General features: G+C 39.9%; 18 protein-coding genes. 15 read left to right on the top strand and 3 right to left on the bottom strand.

Going from position 1 to position 16,411, the window contains the following annotated elements; all coding sequences use genetic code 11:
• Positions 1-7: 7 nt before the first annotated feature.
• Entirely contained in the window at positions 8-1,516 is a 1,509-nt protein-coding gene (locus AB3489_RS11330) for a PucR family transcriptional regulator (RefSeq protein WP_368292969.1), read from the bottom strand.
• Between the two features lie 372 nt (positions 1,517-1,888).
• Here AB3489_RS11330 and AB3489_RS11325 point away from each other — a divergent pair, with 372 nt between their 5' ends.
• From AB3489_RS11325 to AB3489_RS11295, 7 genes are all read left to right on the top strand, one after another.
• Complete coding sequence (locus AB3489_RS11325) at positions 1,889-2,503, top strand: nuclear transport factor 2 family protein (RefSeq protein ID WP_368292968.1); 615 nt, start codon at positions 1,889-1,891, stop codon at positions 2,501-2,503.
• 50 nt (positions 2,504-2,553) lie between these two features.
• Positions 2,554-3,192: a B12-binding domain-containing protein gene (locus AB3489_RS11320; protein WP_368292967.1), complete on the top strand. Its 639-nt coding sequence runs from the start codon at positions 2,554-2,556 to the stop codon at positions 3,190-3,192.
• A gap of 69 nt (positions 3,193-3,261) precedes the next feature.
• The gene (locus AB3489_RS11315) at positions 3,262-4,428 is read left to right on the top strand and encodes a uroporphyrinogen decarboxylase family protein (RefSeq protein WP_368292966.1); all 1,167 of its coding nucleotides are present in this window, start codon (positions 3,262-3,264) and stop codon (positions 4,426-4,428) included.
• Positions 4,429-4,442: 14 nt separating this feature from the next.
• Entirely contained in the window at positions 4,443-4,577 is a 135-nt protein-coding gene (locus AB3489_RS11310) for a hypothetical protein (RefSeq protein ID WP_282432013.1), read from the top strand.
• 208 nt (positions 4,578-4,785) lie between these two features.
• Entirely contained in the window at positions 4,786-5,526 is a 741-nt protein-coding gene (locus tag AB3489_RS11305) for a Crp/Fnr family transcriptional regulator (protein WP_368292965.1), read from the top strand.
• 204 nt (positions 5,527-5,730) lie between these two features.
• A complete protein-coding gene (locus AB3489_RS11300) occupies positions 5,731-6,042 on the top strand; it encodes a dehalogenase (protein ID WP_368292964.1) in 312 nt (103 codons plus the stop codon).
• A 13-nt stretch (positions 6,043-6,055) separates the two neighbouring features.
• Positions 6,056-7,396: a reductive dehalogenase gene (locus AB3489_RS11295; RefSeq protein ID WP_368292963.1), complete on the top strand. Its 1,341-nt coding sequence runs from the start codon at positions 6,056-6,058 to the stop codon at positions 7,394-7,396.
• A gap of 169 nt (positions 7,397-7,565) precedes the next feature.
• On the opposite strand, the gene AB3489_RS11290 is transcribed toward AB3489_RS11295, so the two are convergent.
• Both AB3489_RS11290 and AB3489_RS11285 read right to left on the bottom strand, forming a co-directional pair.
• Entirely contained in the window at positions 7,566-7,886 is a 321-nt protein-coding gene (locus tag AB3489_RS11290) for a methyl-accepting chemotaxis protein (RefSeq protein WP_368294628.1), read from the bottom strand.
• Positions 7,874-8,434: a hypothetical protein gene (locus AB3489_RS11285; RefSeq protein ID WP_368292961.1), complete on the bottom strand. Its 561-nt coding sequence runs from the start codon at positions 8,432-8,434 to the stop codon at positions 7,874-7,876. Before AB3489_RS11285 ends, AB3489_RS11290 begins: the two co-directional genes overlap by 13 nt.
• A 336-nt stretch (positions 8,435-8,770) precedes the next feature.
• Between AB3489_RS11285 and AB3489_RS11280 the strand changes: the two genes are divergently transcribed.
• The 8 genes from AB3489_RS11280 to AB3489_RS11245 all read left to right on the top strand — a co-directional run bounded on the left by AB3489_RS11280 (position 8,771) and on the right by AB3489_RS11245 (position 16,409).
• Positions 8,771-9,457, top strand: coding sequence for a Crp/Fnr family transcriptional regulator (locus AB3489_RS11280; protein ID WP_368292960.1), 687 nt, complete (start codon positions 8,771-8,773; stop codon positions 9,455-9,457).
• A 217-nt stretch (positions 9,458-9,674) separates the two neighbouring features.
• Entirely contained in the window at positions 9,675-9,980 is a 306-nt protein-coding gene (locus AB3489_RS11275; RefSeq protein WP_368292959.1) for a dehalogenase, read from the top strand.
• 13 nt (positions 9,981-9,993) lie between these two features.
• The gene (locus tag AB3489_RS11270) at positions 9,994-11,376 is read left to right on the top strand and encodes a reductive dehalogenase (protein WP_368292958.1); all 1,383 of its coding nucleotides are present in this window, start codon (positions 9,994-9,996) and stop codon (positions 11,374-11,376) included.
• Positions 11,377-11,649: 273 nt separating this feature from the next.
• The gene (locus tag AB3489_RS11265; protein WP_131929288.1) at positions 11,650-11,961 is read left to right on the top strand and encodes a dehalogenase; all 312 of its coding nucleotides are present in this window, start codon (positions 11,650-11,652) and stop codon (positions 11,959-11,961) included.
• Between the two features lie 12 nt (positions 11,962-11,973).
• Positions 11,974-13,338: a reductive dehalogenase gene (locus tag AB3489_RS11260; protein ID WP_368292957.1), complete on the top strand. Its 1,365-nt coding sequence runs from the start codon at positions 11,974-11,976 to the stop codon at positions 13,336-13,338.
• A gap of 329 nt (positions 13,339-13,667) precedes the next feature.
• Complete coding sequence (locus AB3489_RS11255; protein WP_368292956.1) at positions 13,668-13,979, top strand: dehalogenase; 312 nt, start codon at positions 13,668-13,670, stop codon at positions 13,977-13,979.
• Positions 13,980-13,992: 13 nt separating this feature from the next.
• On the top strand, positions 13,993-15,360 hold the full coding sequence (locus tag AB3489_RS11250) for a reductive dehalogenase (protein WP_368292955.1): 1,368 nt from the start codon (positions 13,993-13,995) through the stop codon (positions 15,358-15,360).
• A 350-nt stretch (positions 15,361-15,710) separates the two neighbouring features.
• A complete protein-coding gene (locus AB3489_RS11245; RefSeq protein WP_368292954.1) occupies positions 15,711-16,409 on the top strand; it encodes a Crp/Fnr family transcriptional regulator in 699 nt (232 codons plus the stop codon).
• Positions 16,410-16,411: the final 2 nt, after the last annotated feature.

Genomic DNA, 16,411 nt, shown 5'->3' with positions numbered 1-16,411 from the left:
ACCCGTGTCATTGCTTTGATAAACTTGACGGACTTATATTATTAAACTCTAGTAACAATATCGAAAGATAAAGCTGAAAGCGTTCGTCAGCGTTATCCAAAGTGATACCCGTCAGTTGCTTTATTTTATTAATTCTATAAAACAACGTGTTGCGATGAATACACAAAGCTTTGGCGGCATCATTCGGAGAATGTGTATGATATAAATAATATTTTAGCGTTTCTAAAAAAGGCGTCCCGTTATCCTTTTCTTCTTTTGCCAGCTGAATAATCGAGGGATGGCAATAATCAACAATGTCGCTTTGGGAACTGATCAATTCAGTAAGAAAATACAGCGTGCATTTTTCATAAAGGCAAAAATATATATTTTTGCGTTGAGCAAGCTCATATGCTTTTAAAGCTTGGGAATAATATTTTCTACTTTCTGATAATCTGGCAAATTGTATGCTGATACCGGCATAAAGAGAATTTGCTTTCAAATATTCAACAAATTCCGAATTTGATACATCTAATAAAATATGCCTGATTGTATCATCTATAAAGACAACGAGTTCATTTTTATAGACGATACATTGATGACTCGGGATGAAAGATTGTAACGACCGGATAATAAACGGCACTTTACTTTCAAATTCATTACCTGTTCCGTTATTAATCACCATGATCTGGTAAGCGGTTGTCTCCGGCCATTTCAAATAATCAAGACGTCTTTTGACCGAATCTTCGTCGCTAATTCTCTTATCCAGCAAGTCCGTAAGGAAATAGTTAGGCAACAGGTTTTTATTGATGCTAAAGAAATCATTTTTTTGTAATTCTATCGATAATATTTTTCGAAAATGTTTAATAAGCTTGAAATCGATTTCCTGAAACTGTTTGCCTGCTTCATAGATAGCTAACTGTGCGACTTCAATTCCGTGTATATGGATGATTGCAACGAGTGTTCCATTATATTGTTCAGATTTTTTTACGTAAACAGAATATCCATGGTTGCGTATCTTTGAATAGATATGATTATCGCGGATAAATGAGATTGTTTTCGCATCGATATATTTGTCGCCGTTTTTATCTTCAATAATTCCAATAATATTTTTTGCTTCATCGGAGAATGCCAGGATTTTAAAGCTGGTATCGTGTAAAAGCATAGGGTGTCCGAAGATTTCTGTGGCTGTATCTATGAGGGATTGTAACCCCAGATTTGAATATACTGCATCAAATAATTTTTGAAGGTTCCAGGAAAAATTAACGTCTTCGTTTATGATCACTGAGACGTGATCGAGTATTTCGTGCTGGGTTATTTCTGAATTAGCAATGCAACAAAGGTTAAGATGTGTTGCTTCCAAATATAATCTTGGAAGTGCTATATCCTCGATGCATAAAAAAATCACGTTCATATTAGGGGGTATTGGCGGCAATTCTGATACTGTTCCGATATAAAGGCATCCGGGAATATAATATGTCTGTTCCTTCTGTATGAAGGCATAGGTTTGAATATTTACCGTTTCGTCTTTAAAAGGCAAAGAATAGGTAACAAACTTATTGATCCGGGTTACGATCTCTGTTAATCGCATTCGCGCTCCTTTAAGGATGGTTGTTTGTGCTGTAGTACGAATTAATCATCCTTTGATTCTTAAAAATTAAATTATGATACATTGTTCAGCTATGTGTAATTGTATATATTGTATATAATGAAATCCAAAAACGCAAACGAATTTTAAACCATGAGCATATTTCCGAGGTGGGATAGCCGGGCTCTATTATGTATTTGTCAAATTGTACTATAGTATAATTTAATGTTTACTAATGGATTTGCTAATTGCTGACAGACTGATCTTTGCAACGATTAAAGATTAATTTAAGCTGATTTTATTGAAAAGTAAGGAGTAAAAAGTATGTTGTTTGAAAGACGTATGGGAAGTAACACGGTGGAAGAAGTTGTTGATAAATCTAATATTAGAGAATTGATTGAGTTTGAAAGATACTGCAGGGACCAAAAGTTATGGAATGAAATGGAGAAATGCTTTCATCCCGATTCTTCTGTCAATATATCGTGGTTCAGGGGAACAGGACATGAGTTTATTGAAGCATCCAAGAAAATGCAGTCTGATGCAAAGCATAAAATTAACAACACCTTAGTTTGGTTAAATAAATACAGGGCTGTTGCCGAGATGATGGCAACCATTCATATTTTAGGAGAACTAGACGGGTTTCCAGTAGATTTAATGTCATATTCACGGCTGCATTTCAGAGTGGAAAAAAGGGAAGATATGTGGCGAATTTCTTCTTTTGACTGTATTTACGAAAAGGATTTATTAGTTCCTGTTTATCCAAATAATAAGCTTGTAATACAGGAGGAGCAATTTAGAAAATATAGGCCGAGTTATGCCAGCCTTTCATATATGCTTGCCAAGGAAGGTTACGAGATCGATGTTAATCTTCCGGGACAGGATAAACCTGAAACTATTGAAAAATTATACGAAGTAAGTACAAAATGGTTAGAAATTTAGTTGGAACGCTGGTCTTAATCAAAAAAATGTTATAAAGGAGAGATGTTACGATGGCAGATTATCGGGTATTGACCCAGGCGATGGGAGATCTTAATGAAGAATTGGTAATAAGGATTCTAAAAGATTTCGCGGCAACCAACCCCAGCGGCGATGAAGCCGGAAAGGTTGTAAATGCTTGTCAGCAAGGAATGGCGATCGTTGGAGATCTTTTCGAAAAGGGTGAATATTTTGTTGGTGATCTGATTTTCGCCGGGGAATTGCTTACTACTGCAATTGAAACGCTTAGACCCCTTTTAGGCGGAGAAAATACGGAGAAAGCCGGAAGCATACTTCTCGCCACTGTTCAAGGGGACTTACACGATATCGGTAAAAATATTTTCAGGAGTATGTCGGAGGCAGCCGGCTTTGAAGTGATTGATCTCGGAATTGATGTACCTGCCGATACCATTGTAGAAAAAATAAAAGAGATAAAGCCTCAAATCGTAGGTATGAGCGGGGTTTTAACCATTGCTTTGGATTCGATGAAAAATGCCGTGGCAGCGATTACGGATGCAGGACTACGCGAGCAGGTGAAGGTGATCATTGGCGGGAACCCCGTAACGGCGGAAGCTTGTAAGCACATTGGGGCAGATGCATTTACCACAAATGCAGCGGAAGGCGTGACAATTTGTAAGAAATGGGTAGATTAAGGTTAGAATATGGTTTAATACAAGTGACAGGTAAATTTAAAAAATAATTATGGAAAGAAAGGTGAGATTATGGACAGCAAACAACTGTTTAACGAAAGAATTCAGATATTTGATGATGCCGTGCGTATGAAAAAACGCCCATCCAGAGTACCCTTTGTTACCAATGACTGTCTGTGGCGTTATTATGACTTAGGAATGAAATTAAGCGAGGCTTTGGTAAGCACGCAGGGTGTGGAAGATGCGATTATTCAGTTTCAACAAAGATATCAATTTGACCTGCTATTGGACATCGGCGACAGAAACCCATTGCAAATGACAAGAAGTCTGGGTAATTATCAATATCTTATCAATGACGAAAATAACACGATGATGGTAAAAGAACAATGTTTCTTCAAAGAAGAAGATTATGATAATTTTATTAATAATCCTGTGAAGACCTTATGGGAAGACATCATGCCTAGAAAGTATTCTTTATTTACGAAGGATATGCCGCTGGAAACATTGCAAAATACCCTGGGCAAATTTTTAGAATACGCTCAAGCTATGGAAAAAACAACGAAAAGGCTTATTGATGAGTGCGGGGTTCCTCCCATCTTAGATGCGCAAAATGGCGCAAGAATATACCCTGCTTTTGAATCTTTATATAATTTCTTAAGGGGTATGAAGGGACTTTCCAGGGATCTTAGGGTTCGCCCGGAAAAAGTAAAAGCATTTTGTGATACGTATCATGAGTTTTTTGTCAAAAGTGAGATCAATAAAATCAAAAAGGTTGATTCCCCAACGAGTTGTTTTACAGCTTTCGTCATCTTGTTAAGTCAGAATATGGTAAACCGTCATCAGTTTGAGACATATTATTGGCCATACTTTAAAGAAATTGCGGATAAGGTCGTCGAAACGGGCAATACAATGTTTATACTCAGTGAAGGTACAACAAAGCATATAACGGAATACTTGCAGGAACTTCCCAAAGGACATTTTTGTTTCTACGTTGAATCGGATGATATATTCGAAACCAGAAAGAGATTTCCGAACTTATGTTTATGGGGCGGAATACCTCTGGATTTAATTAGCAAGGGAACAAAGCAACAATGTATTGATTATGTAAAAAGAGTCATTGATGAAGTTGGGGCAGACGGGGGCCTTATTCTCAGCACAGACAAGTTTACAACTGCACCCCAGGACTGCAATCGGGAAAATTTATTAGCTGTCAGCGAATTCGTCAGAAATTACAAATAAGGGAGGAATTATTAATGCAAGAAAATATTGATTACACAAAATATCCGGACGGACATGAGGCTTTAAAGCCCATGTTGGATTTTCTTCCTTGTGAGGAAGCAAAAGCAGGATTGCTTATAGGATTTACCTTATTTATGTCTCTCATGTAAATCTACAAAATTAGGTAGTCTCGACTACCTGCGGAATATTTAAATACCAGGTAAAATAATATAAAACCTCGCTTGCTTAAAAATAAAGCAGTAGATATATCTACTGCTTTACCTCAATCTAATGATCTTTTATGTCTTTACATGTTTTTTTACCCTCAACAGTAATGCCGAAACAGACAGAAAAAAATGGAGGTAAGGGAATTAGGATATGGAAGAAGAATTGAATAAAAATCTGGTACCGATTCCGGACACATTTTTTCCTGTTGAAAGATTTCAACAACACGTTGACCTGGGGACCACAAAATATTTTGCTAAAGGAAGCGTTGTTGTCATGCCTGGTGAAGCGACTTCTGTAATAATTTATGTGGTTTCGGGAAAGTTAAGGGTCGATAAAATAATTGATGACGGACGGGAAAGATTATTATATTATGCCGGGCAGTACGGTTTAATCGGACGTTTGTATGAGACTTGTAATGATATTTATGTGATGGCTATAGAAGACAGTCGCATCTGTTTCTTCTCTAAGCAACAACTTAGAGAAGTTTTTCGTCGGGATGAAGAACTTGTATTTGATTTATTAAAAAACTATGTAACTAAAATGTCATATTACATAAAACAATTTGCAGAAATAGATTGTTTTAGTCCGGCGGTCAGAATTGTAAGGTTGCTCTATGAGCTTTACTTAACGCAGTCTATACCGCTTGAGGATTCTTACGAAATCAATATTGATTTGTCTCTAAAAAATATTTCGGAAATTACTGGTGCACATTATGTGACCGTTTCCAAAGTATTGAATTGTTTAAAAAGTGAGAATATTTTGGAAAAGAAGAAGAATAAAATTATTATCTATGATAGCGAAAAGCTCAAAACGCTGACACAGGGAACTCATATTTTTATACAAAATAACTATATAAGTCTTAGTTATGATATGCAAATTTTTGGAGTCTAATTGAAGAAAAACAACATTCTTAACATGTCTATGGTTTTTAATCTAGATTAAAACTTTTCTCTTAAGACATTTTATACAATGTACCCATAGCAATATTTTCTCAAATGAAGTAGCATCTGGAAACTAAAATATATCCACTTGGAACCATTATGGAACTAAGGGAGAGTTTCCGGTGACTATTTAAAAAGGGGAGGTGAAAAAGTTATGGGTACTTTTTTAGTCTTTATAGCTGGTATCTTATTTTTAGCGGGGATTCTTCTGATTAAACCTTATGCCAAACAGGCAAAAAGGTGGAAGACTGTCCTGAACTGGAGCTTGTATATTATCTGGTACGGGATGACTTGGATTGGGATTTCTTTTGTTTATGTCAACGCATCTGTTGGTCATGTGAAAGCAACAAGTACTGCGATATTCCTGTTTTTAGGGATATCTGTAGTGTTGGCAGTTATCCTGGCCAGATTACTAGGTTTCATTGGAATAAAGAAAACAGGGAATCCAACTTCTTTACAAGCTTAAAGGGGGAGAAAAGATGGAGAAAAGTGAGCAGAAACAAGGGCTCAAAATTAACCGTAGGAGTTTCCTGAAAGCAGGAACTGCCGCAGCAGCGATGGGCATTATAGGAGCCGTAAAAGTTCCTAACCAAGTCGCTAATGCGGCCAGTGACACACTTTATACCCCTGCGGCCAAGGGACAATGGTCAAAATTGCGCCCTGAAGTAAACTATGGAGGAGCTGCTGTCCGTTTTGTAGAGAATAATGATCAATGGCTGGGGACAACTCAAATTGTAGGTGCTGTTAAAAATACAAGTGAAGCGGACATGGGTTTCAACCTGGCAGGAAGAGGATTATTGGGAGAAAAGACCAGAGTAGGATCGCTCACCATTGTCGCTAAACATCCGTTTAGTGCATCAATCGCTGCTGGGCTTACATATGTTGGTCCGGATGTTGCGGTCAGCGGGAAACCTGCTGTTCAGAAACTGGAGATTCCAGATCCTGAACAAATGTCCAAACATATTAAAGATTGCGCGTACTTCCTACGGGCGGACGAAGTCGGTATTGGAAAAATGCCTGCTTACGCGTACTATTCGCACAGAGCGTTGGTAGGAAGAGATAAAATGTTAGCGCCTGTTGAAACCTGGACAAAGCCGTATACGGAGAGCCTGCCCTATGTAATCGTTGTCATGATTGATCAGAATTTATTGACAATGCTGGGGTCTACCGGCTATGACGGGATCAGTGGTTCGCAATCGTTCCTCGGTTATCACCAAACCGCAAACATTACGGTTATACTCGCTCAGTATATTAGAAATCTTGGTTATAATGCGCGTGCACATCATGCTAGAAATTATGGGGCTGTCATGCCTCCGGTCGTCATTGCTGCCGGGTTGGGTGAACTTTCCCGAACGGGAGACTGTTCGATTCATCCTCGTTTGGGATTTAGGCATAAGGTTGCTGCAGTGACAACGGATCTTCCGCTTGTGCCTGATCAACCGATCGACTTTGGATTACAGGATTTTTGCAGGGTTTGTGGAAAGTGCGCGGAGTACTGCCCAAGCGGTGCGATTACAGTTGATAAGGATTATGTCGAACACAACGGGTATTTGCGGTGGAATTCCGATTTCAAAAAATGTACGATCTTTAGGTGCACAAACGAAGAAGGTTCTTCTTGCGGACGTTGTATGAAAGTATGTCCATGGAACTCTAAAGAAAATTCTTGGTTCCATGAAGCGGGGATATGGATAGGCAGCAGAGGAGAAAGTAATGCGAGACTCCTCAAATCTATCGATGATATGTTTGGATATGGCACTGAAACGATTGATAAATACAAATGGTGGCTGGAATGGCCGGAAAGATATAAGATCAAATACTAATAACAAATATAAAATCTTAAGCGGTGGGTGCAATATCTGCCGCTTATAATTTTATAAACCCATAATATAAATTTTCTGCGGCGCACCGTTTAAGTACGTCGCTTTTTTATTTACCTGTTTACTTACACAAATTGATACTTAGGGTTTGCTTAACGATTCCCCAGTTAAGCTAAAGTATCTGGGCTACTTTCATGATATTTTCAGCCGATAATGCCAATTCGGACATGGAAGCTGTGATTTGCTCAGAAGCAGCAGCTTGACTTTCGCCTAATCCGGAGGCTTGGATGACTTGACTAATTAACTTCGTGGATTCGTCTTTAATAGAAGTGACAATTTCTTTTATATCTTTGATTGAAGAAGCACTGTTGGTAGCCATCTTCCTTATTTCTTCCGCGACAACGGCAAATCCACGTCCTTGTTCGCCTGCCCGGGCAGCTTCAATAGCGGCATTGATGCCTAAGAGGTTGGAGTTGGCTGCTAGATCATTAATAAACTTAAGAATTTCATCGGTTTTTTGATTTCTTCCAGAACTCTTTCGCCCCTGGATTTTATTCCTTCCAGTTCCTGGGCCAGTTTCATGGCAGCGGCAGACAATTCCTCGGTTGTTGCTGTGACCTCCTGGGAAGAGGCAGACAAAGATTGTGCTGTGTCGGTAAGTAAATTCTGGGTTTCCAGATTAAAGGCCAGGCCGATGCCTCCGATTATTTTACCGTTATCATCTTTGACCGGAAAGGAAAAGCCTTTAAAGGAAAAACCAAATACTTCCGCAGGGACTGTCATAACAGTATGCTGACCAGTGCGTACCGCTTCAGCAAGGGCATCACCCGGAGGCAGCGGCATTCCTATGACGTTGAAAGGCATCCTTGTTTTTTCACTTTCGACACTGTTAAGATACTTTTCGGTATCAGAGAGGGCAATCATGTTATCCAGAGGTATCATTTTGTGAAAGTAAGGAAGTGCTCTATTAAGACATTCCAGAATATCAGCGCCATTACTAATCTCGGGGCTATAAGGAGTTTCCTGATTTGCATTTTCCATAATAAATCCTCCCTTTGGAAAATATAAGAAATAATGAACGGAAATAATAAATAACCACTCTTATCGAGTGGTTATTTACATAGGAGTTTATCATGTTATAATGGCGGACAATTTAGCGAATGCTAAATAAATCCAAGGCATTTAGTTTGTACTAAAAAAATATATAGAAAAAAAATATAACATATAGCCAAGCTTTGTAATTGTTTGAATTGCAAAGCAAAGTAAGGTAAGGAAGTGATATAGGGAATGAAACGTATAAGGAGTATCTTTTTGTAAACCAAGTATTTTTACCTGCGAGAAAGTTGTCAGTAAAAAATTCAAGGGGAGAATGTAAGTATGGAAAAAACAAATAGTTATTACATCTTACCAAATAATTTTTATCCCGTTAAAAAGCTGCAAAATTACATTCATATGGGAGTTGTTCGGAATTATTCCAAAGGACAATCCGTTGTTTTGCCTGGAGAATTAATATACAAGATCGTTTATGTGCTTTCAGGAAGATTGAGCATAAACTTTCTAAATGAAGACGGAAGGCAAAAATTAATGTACTATGCTGATCCGCATACCTATGCCGATAGATTATTTCCATTTGACGAATGTTATGTTCATGTTATTGCAGAAGAAAATAGCACAGTCTGTTTTTTCTCCAAAGAAGAACTTTTTAAAATCTTCCAGCAGGACAAAGAAGTGCTTTCTGATTTCATCATAAACTATTCATCAAAATGTGGCTATTTTATGCGGGAAGCCAAGGAGATGGTTCTTTATAATCCATCGGTCCGGGTCTTACGTTTACTTTACGAGCTTTGCCTCACCCAAGGGAAGTCGGTTGATAATGTCTATCAAATAGACATTAAACTATCTCAAAAGGCTATTTCTGAAATAACAGGTGTACACTTTGTGACGATAAGCAAAATATTCGGATTTCTAAAGAAAGAAAACATTTTGTATAAAACAACAAATAAGATCATGGTTATTGACTTGGAAAGGCTTAAAGGATTAGTTAATGAGTGGCTGGAACTTTGATACAAATTTTCCATTTGATTCTTTTTAACAATTAGCATAATACAAAATACACACAAAAAAGTTAATGGATGTTAATTAAACCAGTTAAAATATAAAATTTTTTGTCTAATAAATAATACTTTTATGTGAGACTAAAACTTTAAATTTAAATTATGCTTAAAATAAATTATGGAATGCAACTTCTAAAAGATATTTGAGTAAGGAGGTGAAAAGAATAATGAGTACATTTTTAATCTTTTTGGCAGGAATTCTTTTCTTAGCCGGTGTCCTTTTTATCAAACTGCGTTTGAAGCAGGATAAGACTTGGAAGACCGTGATTATTTGGACCTTATATGTAACTTTCTTTGTTATCGCTTGTATGGGAGTTTCCTTTGTTTACATCAATGCCAGTGTAGGACATGTCAAAGCATCAAGCACAGCTATCTTCCTGTTTGGGGGGATTTCGCTGATTTTGGCTGTGGTTTTAGCCCGTATCTTAGGATTTATCGGTACAAAGAAAAAGGCCGAGTCATTACAGGCTTAGAGGAGGAAAGTTAATGTCCGAAATTTCAGGAAATAAAGAGAAAGAATCCAAGCAGCAATTTTCGGTAAGCCGCCGCGGTTTTCTGAGAACCGGGGCAGCAGTTGCTGCTATGGGTGTTATGGGTGCAATTGCGGCTCCATCAAAGATGGCGAACGCAACGGTTAGTGCGTTGGGTTATAAAGCGGCAGGTAAGGGTAAATGGTCGAAACTGAAGCCGCAGATGAGTTACGGAGGAGCCTCGGTCAGTTTTGTGGAGCATAACGACCAGTGGCTTGGGACAAGTAAGCTCCTTGGGTCCGTTCAAAAAACCGATGAACAAGACGGCGGATTCTGCTTGGCCATTAGAGGTATTTTGGGTGAAAAAGCAAGATATGGGTATTTCCAACAAGCTCCAAGATATCCACTGGGGACTGGGTTCTTAAACCCTCTTGGAGCAATCAGCGGGCCTGATATGGTGGATGGACCCGTTAGACCTGATAAACTGCCGATTCCGGATCCGAAACAGATGTCACAGCATATCAAAGACCTTGCCTATTATCTGAGAGCTGACGAAGTAGGTATTGGCAAAATGCCTTCCTATGCTTATTACGCAAGCACAATGGCCCCGCCGCAAGGAGCATATGCATCAGGTGCAGTTCCCCCTGATGCCCCAATCTCAAAAGCGCCTGTGACGGGTAACCTGCCAAATGTTATTGTTGTTGCGGTGGAGCAGCATTTGGAAACCTACTTGGCAACGACTGGATATGATGGAATCTCCGTATCGCAATCGTTCCGCTGCTATCATGCTACGGCTAATATTTCTGTCATTATGGCGCAATACATTCGGAATTTAGGCTATAATGCGAGAGCCCAACATTTTGGCAACTATGAAGCCGTAATGGGTCCATGTCTGATCGCTGCCGGAATGGGTGAACTTACCCGCACAGGAGACTGTGTTGCTCATCCCAGATTTGGGTTCCGCACGAAAGTAGCAGCTGTCACCACCGATTTGCCATTAGCTCCGGATAAGCCGATTGATTTTGGGATGTTGGATTTCTGCAGGGTTTGCAAAAAATGCGCAGATGAATGTCCTTCTAAAGCGATCACCTTCGACGTAGATCCAGTGGAACATAACGGCTATCTGCGTTGGAATACGGATGCAAAAATATGTACAGCTTTCAGGGCCAGCAATGAAGAAGGTGTCAACTGCGGCAGATGTATTAAAGTGTGTCCCTGGAATTCCAAAGAGGATTCCTGGTTCCACGAAGCAGGAATCTGGATTGGCAGCAAAGGCCAAGGCGCTGCAAAATTTCTTAAAGGCATCGATGATATGTTTGGCTACGGAACTGAAATCATTGAAGATTATAAATGGTGGCTCGAGTGGCCTGAACTCTATAAAATCAAGATGCCAAGCTAAAGGTACAGTCAAAACGCATCGTGTAGTCAAAAGCCTAATGTACAATTTCATGCGGCGCACCGTCTAGGTGCGTCGTATTTTTGATGTCCTAAATTGTATTTAGATTCAGAAATAAAAGAAAGAATTAAAAATAAAATTTTATTAGCAATGATAACGTCGTTTTTTTTATATCATGCTAGGATTACTCCATAAAGCTTCATTTGAAAATGGTATAAAACAGGTTGTACCGAACTTCAGGAGAAGTGTTTTGGAAACAGAGGAGGTGAAAAGAACATGGGAACATTTTTGGTATTTCTGGCGGGTATTCTATTTTTAGGCGGCATCATATTTATCAAACCACGGGCTAAGCAGGATCTAAAATGGAAAACAATTCTCAACTGGGTTTTGTATGTTTTATGGTTTGCAATTACTGGCACCGGGATTTCTTTCATCTACATTAATTCAAGTGTTGGACACGTGAAGGCAACGAGTACTGCCATCTTCCTTTTCTTAGGTTTATCGATCGTTCTGGCAATTGTGCTGGCAAGATTTTTAGGTTTCATTGGAAAAAAACGCAATCAGCAAAATACAAATATAGAAGCATAGAGGTGAAATGCAATGTTTAGATCTTCGGATCACGAAAATAGTCAAAAGGGGTTCCAGATGGACCGCCGCAAGTTTCTGAAAGCCGGGGTTGCTTCAGCTCTTACAGCGGGAATGGTCGGTGCGATGAACGTTTTGCCGGCTGAAGCCGCTGAAGCTGTGAAGAACACAGCCGGCCCCCAAACCGGAGCAAAGTCCAAGCTCCATCCTGTAGTTGATTATGGCGGCTCAAGTGTCAGTTTTGTTGAGCATAATGACCAGTGGCTTGGAACCAGCAAAATTGTCGGTCCTATCAAACCGTATCATGAAGCGGAACAGGGCTTTTATATGGCCAATCGTGGGAAGTATTCGCCTGAAGCACAAAATGCGTTTTATCACTATAAATTCGTCATGAAGCATCCTCTCAATGCTTCGATTGCCCAGTTTACTATGTCACTGATGCCGGATCAAATGGTCAGCGGAAAACCGGCAGCGGTAAAACTCCCGATTCCAGACCCGGAACAGATGTCCCAGCATATCAAAGACTTCGCTTATTTCTTGAGAGCTGACGAAGTAGGAATCGGCAAAATGCCGGAGTATGCCTACTATACGCATAAGGCTCCTAGCCAGGATGATCTGCTGAAAGACGATCTGTCGAAATCAGTCCCTGTGACAGAGCGCCTGCCCTATGTTATTGTCGTCATGATTGACCAGCATTTAGAGACCATGCTGGCTTCTACAGGTTATGATGGCATTAGCGCTGCCCAGTCGATGCGTTCTTATCATACGACTGGAGTAGTCTCGGTTATTCTGGCCACTTATATCCGTAACTTGGGTTATAATGCCAGGGCGCACCACTTTACCAACTACGCTGCAGTCATGGGTCCTTGTATTATGGCGGCAGGATTGGGCGAATTGTCCAGAACCGGCGACTGTACTGTTCACCCACGTTTGGGATTCCGCCATAAAGTTGCGGCTGTGACCACAGACTTACCTTTGGTCCCGGATAAACCGATTGATTTTGGTTTGCTTGATTTTTGCCGCGTTTGTGCTAAATGCGCCGATAATTGTCCGTCAGGAGCTATTTCCCAGGACCGGGATTTGGTTGATTACAACGGGTACTTGCGTTGGAACAGCGACTATAAAAAATGTACGGAATTCCGTCTAAATAATAAAGAAGGTTCTTCCTGCGGCAGATGTATGAAAGTATGTCCCTGGAATTCTAAGGAAAAATCCTGGTTCCACACTGCAGGTACCTGGATTGGCAGCAAAGGTGAAACTTCAGCCAGTCTCCTTAAAAAAATTGATGATATGTTTGGCTATGGTGATGAACAGATTGAAAAATATAAATGGTGGCTGGAGTGGCCGGAACGATATGATCTAACGGCACTTAAACACTAAGACCGTAAAGTAGGTTAATTCATTTAGTAATAGCGAGGACGTCTCAAATATACAAAAATTGAGGCGTCTTTTTTAGGTATTTCCCGGAGTTATCCTGATACATTCAGGTTTCATTTCCCTTGAGCAATCTTCCTGAGATATGTTATACAATGAAAAGCGGTTAATATTTGTTAATCTGACGAAATATTAGCCGCTGTTAATACATACTAAATTAATATTTTTCACCAACCTGGTATGATTAACTCAAATAGCACCTTGGAAACCGGTAAGGTTACGATAGACTGAACCGCGTTTCCAAAAAGTATTTTGCGTAGGGGGAGGTGAAAAAAATGGGAACATTCTTGGTATTTCTAGCCGGAATTCTGTTCTTAGCCGGAATCATTTTTATTAAGCCGCGAGCTAAGCAGGATTTGAGATGGAAAACTGTTCTTAACTGGGTATTATACGTCTTGTGGTATTCGATCACAGCAATAGGGGTTTCATTCATCTATATTAACTCTATCGTAGGACACGTGAAGGCAACAAGTACAGCAATCTTTCTGTTTATCGGATTATCAATCGTTCTAGCCATCGTATTAGCCAGACTTTTAGGATTCTTAGGAAAAAAACGTGAGAATATCAATCCAAGCGTAAAGGCGTAAAGAGGTGAAAAAGATGTTTAAGTCTTCAAAAAAAGAAGAAAATCAACAGAATGAGCGGTTTAAAATGGGCCGCCGCAAGTTTCTGAAAGCAGGGGCTGCTTCTGCGCTGGCAGCAGGGATTGTTGGCGCAATCGGAGTTTTGCCGGCAGAAGCAGCTGAAGCTATGGCAAGCCAGACAGGTCCCCAAAATGGAGCCAAATCCAAGCTACATCCCAATATGGATTATGGCGGTGCCAGTGTCCGATTTGTCGAGCATAACGATCAATGGCTTGGAACTTCAAAGCTAGTTGGCACTGTTAAAAATAGCCATGAAGCAGACTCAGGATTCTTTTATGCGATGCGTGGTAAACTTACAGCCGAAGCTCAAAAGGCAGCGTTCGGCTATGGATTTGTCTTTAAGCATCCGTTTAACGCTGCTATTGCCGGATTCGCCTTGAACCTTGCTCCTGAACCTATGGTAAGCGGACAACCGGCCCCTGAAAAGCTACCGATTCCCGACCCGGAACAAATGTCCCAGCACATTAAGGATTGCGCTTATTTCTTGCGGGCGGATGAAGTTGGAATCGGCAAGATGCCCCCGTATGCTTATTATAGCTATAATAAGCCTGCTAATTTAGAAGATTTGCTTAAGGATGATTTATCTAAGTCGACACCGGTCACGGAGAGGCTTCCCTATGTGATTGTGGTCATGGTTGACCAGCATTTGGAAACGATGCTGGCTTCAACCGGATATGACGGTATCAGTGCTGCCCAATCCATGCGTTCATACCATTCAACCGGTGTTATTTCCTGTATCCTAGCCAGTTATATCCGTAACCTGGGCTATAATGCCAGAGCACAACATTTCACCAATTATAATGCAGTGATGCCTCCCTGCATTATAGCGGCAGGACTGGGAGAACTAACCAGAACGGGAGACTGCACTGCACATCCGCGTCTCGGATTCCGTCACAAGGTGGCAGCAGTAACCACTGATTTGCCTCTTGCTCCCGACAAACCGATTGATTTCGGCATGCTTGATTTTTGCCGAGTTTGTGGCAAATGCGCAGATAACTGCCCTTCCGGCGCCATTACGAAGGATAAGGAACCAGTTGAATACAATGGCTACTTGCGTTGGAACACTGATTCTAAAAAATGCACAATATTCCGGGCAACAAACAAAGAAGGCTCTTCCTGCGGCAGGTGCATGAAGGTATGTCCTTGGGATTCCAAGGAACAGTCCTGGTTCCACGAAGCAGGTACTTGGATCGGCAGTCATGGAGAAGCTTCTTCCAGTCTGTTGAAAAAAATTGATGATATGTTCGGCTATGGTACGGAGCAAATCGGAAAATATAAATGGTGGCTGGAATGGCCCGAAAGATATGATTTATCCAAGCTATAAGCAGTTCAGCTTTCTTACGAAATATATCTTTAAGCGGCGGAGTTTTTCTCTTGCCGCTTAAAGGCGTACAAAAAACGGATACTTGCTCTTTTAATGACTTCCATCGGAAATATTGCAGAAATTGATTGTCATTTGAAAAAGACCCTCCATCTTTCTGCCAATGACCTTTTTGTTTTCTGCAAATAATCTACCCACCTATTATAATGCATATATTAGTGATTTAATGTTATCATAGGTCATGTAAAATTAATTTTAGCATTTGCAAATTTTTTTAAATTGTTATCCAAATTGGTTCATAAGATAAATAGCTTGACAATCTGACTCATCTGCTGTTAGGGGAGGGAAAATCGATGGATGATAGCATAAAAAGACAGATTCCAGGAACAATCATTCCTGAATCGTTTAATCGTGTTGAAAGATTGGAGAAATATGTACATCTCGGATGTACGCGTCCATTTTGCAAAGGAAGCGTCGTACTTTCTCAGGGTAGTGAGACCAATAATGTAATGTATGTGCAGTCGGGATGTCTTGCCGTAAGCATGGGGACTGATGATGGTCATAATAAATTTTTGTTCCAAATTGGCGAGCAATCGATTGGGATGACAACCTTTTTAAGTGAGAATCATGAACTACAGATCGTTGCGGTCAAAGACAGCGTTGTTTGTTTTTTTACCATTGATGAGGTTTTGAAAATATGTCACGAAGATGAACAACTGATTGTCGATATCATTGAAAATATCGGTTCAAAAGCATATTATTTTATGACACAATCAAGAGATTTAAATTTTTCCCGTCCCGCGAGCAGGGTGTTTCGCTTCCTGTATAACCTATGTCTTCATGATGGAAAACAAGTTGAAGACTATTATATCATTCACTCAAATCTGACGCAAAAAGCGATTGGCGAAATCACCGGTACCCATTATGTCACGGTTAGCAAATTATTGACGATCCTTGAAAAGCAGAAAGTATTGAGAAAAACCAAAGATGCAATTTATGTCTATAACCTAGAAAAACTAAAAAATATGATTAATGAAGTTTTTGAATATTAGAA

The sequence above is a fragment of the Dehalobacter sp. TBBPA1 genome, from assembly GCF_040931655.1.
Lineage (GTDB): Bacteria > Bacillota > Desulfitobacteriia > Desulfitobacteriales > Syntrophobotulaceae > Dehalobacter > Dehalobacter restrictus.
This window is presented reverse-complemented; position numbering and strand designations above follow the sequence as displayed.